Here is a 4,508-nt window from a genome sequence, read left to right as displayed (position 1 = left end):
ACTGTTAAGCCGTTGTCTAATACCGTTTTTTGTACCCCTTGGGTGAATGAGACAGCTGTTGGTGTTGCAGCATTGGTGAAATTGCCCCAAAGAGGCACAATACTTAGCAAAAGGCTAAGAAAAAACCCTACAAGCATATATGAGCGTAGCTTCATAAGCAATGGGAAATGCAAAATTTCTAATTATAAAACAAAACCTTAGTATCGCTTTCTGGAAGTCAAAAGACTTACATTCTCGGCTTTTTTACCATTTTTAATGGTAGCTTTATTTCCGCCACGCCGTACTAGCGCGGCAAATAGCGGTATTGGCGAATGTGTTGATACTGCTGTAGCTATTATATAGATTCAGGTATTTATCGATAGTAAAAGCTAAAGGGAATCAGACAAAATAAAGTGATGCGATCGCTCTTTTGAACTAATGCTTACACTGGGTTGCATCAGGCAATTCATGAGTTATGGCACAGTTTTAAGCTCTACGCCAGCTAGGGGGATTCCTGGAGGTGCGCTGTGGGAGGCGGTGGCAGAAAGTGTTCAGTGGAAAGTATGTGGCGGTGTTTAAAGGAGCAACAAACTCTTGTAGAAAGGAGGTGGTTGTATTAAGAACATAAATCAGTAAGGTTTCAATTAGAAAAATACGCCTTATGTGAATTAAAAACGCCCAAGCTATAGCAAGGGTTTCAGGCTACGGTTTAGCCAAGATGTTTAGCCATGTTAACGTATTTACGCCTTTCCAGACTCCAACTCACATAAGCCGTAAAATATAATTGTTGACTTCGTTAGTTAAATTCCATTTATTTCCAAAAAAATCGCCTTTTCTTTAATAAAGTGCTACGCTGACCTTTATGATAACGATATTTAGGAGGCAGGAGGTCGAAGGCAGTCCGGCTTGAGGAACCCACCCTTAAAAAGATGAGTTGAAACAAGGATGTTTTATACCTCGTTCTTAAGAGTTTCAGTATAATTATGTATGTTAACTGGGCTTTAGACCCAGAACTAAAGTTTTAATTAATACTCCAAACCTCCTGCCCCCTGCCTCCTAACTCCTGCCTTTTTTGTAAAAAGCAAAAATCGTACTTTGTTAAGTCAATGAAATGGATCTTAACAACTGCTCTGATATTGAGCAGCACTACCCAATATCCGGGACAAGTTATAGCCCAAACTAGACAACCATCAACTACTAAGCAGCCTGTACAACCAGTTAAGACACCTGCTTCACCCCAACAACGTACCCCTCGACCAGTTTTTGTTTTGCCAAAAGTACCTGCTCGCTTAAGTCCTATATCTGGGCGTAGAGCAGGAATGGGTAGTCGGGATAATTGTCCTGTGGTAGCAACTGCTCTTACTGCTTTAGTACCATTTCAAGAGGAACAAAAGGTTAGCAAACAGACGGATAAATCAGTTATCGGGATTGTAGAGGGGTTAACCACCTCTGAACGGCCTACATTTTGGTTTTACGTTCCTTACACTCAGGATTTGTCTACCTCCAACGCTGAGTTTAGCTTACAGGATAGTGAAGGCAAAGATGTTTACAGAAATGCGATCGCACTACCTCCAAAGCCCAGTGTCATTGGTATTTCTCTCCCTGAGAATGTTACATCCTTAGAAGTAGGTAAAACATATCGCTGGTATTTAAAAGTCAGATGCCAGCAGCAAACAGCAAGTGTTCCTGTGTATGTAGAAGGAGACATTCAAAGAATCAATTTAAATACTCGTGTGATGCAGGAATTAGCAGCTGCAACTGATCCCCAGCAGAAAATTGTTATCTATGCCAAAGAAGGTATTTGGTTCAACGCTTTAAATATGCTGGCACAATTACGCCTTGCTAATCGTCGAGATCCATCTGTTGAAGAAGATTGGCAAAGTTTATTAGGGTCAGTTAGTTTGAGTAATATTGCTACGGCTCCTTTAGTGAATTCAACCAACCGTCAATAATCCTCAATCTCTACAACCAATTACCAACTAATACGTAGGGGGCCCAGTACATGGGACGGTTGTATTCGGGAGCTTTGAGCAGTTTTAATTGAGCAGAGCGTAAAGCCTCTGCCGTAGTTTTACCAGTCATTAATTGTCGGTAAAATTCATCAATAAATAAAGCTGTAGAGTTATCGCCAATTTGCCATAGGGAGGCTAAAGTACTCCGCGCACCAGCACGCAGGGCAACTCCTGCTAATCCCAATGCAGCTCGGTTATCTCCTGCTGCTGTTTCGCAAGCACTCAAAACAAGTAATTCAAGTGGCTCTGTTCGTTTTTGCTCTCTACTTTTGAGCAAGCTATCTAATTCACTCACATTGATGCGTCCATCAGCTGCTAAGATAAAAGTGTCTTTTGCTTTAGAGCTAAATTGCCCGTGAGTTGCCAAATGAACAACTCTAAAAGCTTGAGCGTTGATGGTTTTCGCTAAAGTCGTACTGGTAAAATTTTCATCCAATAATGTAGTTGTCGATACGCCTGATTCCTGAATTAATTTCAGTTCAATCTTAACGTTGGGAAGTGGTGCAAACTTTTCATTTTTGGGTGGTTGTGATAGTCCTCCAGCAAGAGCATTTAATTTTTTCTGTGCTAAAGGTTTAGGAGTAAATAGTTGCAGTCCTGGGCTAATAACTACAGAGTATTTTTGGACTAAATACTCTCTGCCATCATATAATGCAGACATCGGGATATTTCGCAATAACCCATCTGGAATAAAGACTAGAGTATTAACTTTACTATTTTTAAGGTCTGTTTCAACTGGTTTAATTAACCAGTTATAAAGCTGTTGAGAAACTGCTTTAAATTTCTGATTAGCATCGGGTTGGACTATTGTCTTTCGTATTTCTGTAATAACTTGCTCTACTTGCTGACGGTTGACTTGAGAAGTTTTATGAATCAACGGTTGCTTGGGAAGTTTGATGATAATTTCTAAATAGTTATCTAGGATAATCGGGTAGAAAATAGCAGTATTCGGGTTGTCGCGGTCTACTACTTTGTCCAATACCACAAATTGGTTGCTCAAGCAAGCTTCTCGAAAAAAATTATCGAGTTCTGCAACTTGCAAGGCTTCTATTCGCTGACGTGCTTTATCTAAATCTGGTTTTCCTTGTCCTTTCTCTTGTAAAATCAACTCTACAGACTGCCGATAAAGAGGTTCTATGCGATCGCGAAAATTGAACTGCACGTCTCGATTAACCGCAACTAAATCGCTGCGAAGAGACTGAAGAGTTGTTACAGCAGCATCATAAGCAGATATGGCGGCTGGCATATTTCCCAGTTCTTTGAGCAAACGTCCTAACTGCCACTCAAGGCGATAAGCTATATCTGAGGCATCAATTTTTTGAGCCAGAAACAACGCTTGCTGCGTCAAATCCTGTGCTTCTTGCAATTGTTGGTTCTGCTCGTAAACTTCTCCCAAGCTGCCCAGTGCATAGGATTCGGTACGTTCATCGCCGATCATTTTGGCTTGGTGAGCGCTACTTGCCAGAATCTCTGCAATGTCTTTTTTATTACCAATTGTGGTCAAAGTCTGAGCCAAATTGATCCGTGCATAAATACCAGCTTGATTGGTAGGCAGATTGGGGACTTGAGATTGGATTGTGGGTATTAATGACTTTGCTTCAGTGATGCGTTCGTTTTCGACAAGCAAACTCAGCTGATTAATCAGGGCTTGAACTTTGGTGAAAGGGTTTGGTGCAATTTTTGCAGCATTTTCATAATGAGCGATCGCACCTTTAATATTACTTAACGACCTAGCAGTATTACCAAGACTAAATTCCGTCAAACTAATTTCTAGAGGCAGTTGCAGACGTTGAGCGATTTCTAAGCTTTGTTGTAAGCTTGTCTGGGATGACTCAAGTTCGCCTAATTGTTGTAAGACATTGCCAAGCGATCGCAAAGTTATTACTTTTACAAGAGAATCAGGTTGAGCTTGTAACTGTTTGGATACTTCCTCTAATATATTCGAGCTACGGCGGTAAAAACCAGCAATTCGTAGGGCTTGTGCTTGGTTAATACGGCTGCGCGTTACTCCAGCAGTATCATCTAATTTCTTCCAGATTTGCTCTGCTTGTTGTGATGTTTTTATAGATGCATCAGTTTGTCCCTGTGCTAGTTGCAATTCGCCCTGAATATTTAGAGTTTGTGCAAGAATTTCTAACAATTCAGATTTTGGATTGTTGACATTTAACTTTTGATTTATCTTATCCCAGCCAAGTAAATTTAAGCTATTGTCAATAGTTGCATAAGCTTCTTTCCAGGAACCGAGTTGCTGGTATACAACAGAGAGGTTAGTCAGCGCTGCGGCTTGTGCGAGGTTATTGCTTTCTCGTTGATAGGTACGGACAGCTTCTTGTAGAACATTTACTGCTTCAGTAAAGCGTCCAGTTTGATAGAGTGCTTCTCCTTGCTCAAGAAGTTTCTGTGGTATTGTGGCTGGGGGTTTATTGATTGGAATGTGAAACCCGTTTGGTGAATTTATCTTTTGTTGTTTAGCGAATGTGCTAGGGATAATAGTCAGGAAAACAGCAAGGGTAAATA

At 40.7% G+C, this 4,508-nt stretch carries 2 protein-coding genes; one reads left to right on the top strand and one right to left on the bottom strand.

Annotated elements, in window-relative coordinates:
- The first annotated feature begins 1,085 nt into the window (after nucleotides 1-1,085).
- Nucleotides 1,086-1,931 carry a DUF928 domain-containing protein gene (locus tag LC574_RS27880; protein WP_229456911.1) on the top strand — a complete coding sequence of 282 codons (846 nt, stop codon included), beginning with the start codon at nucleotides 1,086-1,088 and terminating at the stop codon, nucleotides 1,929-1,931.
- Nucleotides 1,932-1,941: 10 nt separating this feature from the next.
- Here the strand turns inward: LC574_RS27880 and LC574_RS27875 are convergent.
- A partial coding sequence (locus tag LC574_RS27875; protein ID WP_229456910.1) for a CHAT domain-containing protein occupies nucleotides 1,942-4,508 on the bottom strand: 2,567 nt, incomplete at its 5' end.

This window comes from Nostoc sp. CHAB 5715, from assembly GCF_020829685.1.
GTDB lineage: Bacteria > Cyanobacteriota > Cyanobacteriia > Cyanobacteriales > Nostocaceae > Nostoc.
Note: the sequence above shows the minus strand (reverse complement) of the source record. Positions and strands in the feature narration are given on the sequence as shown.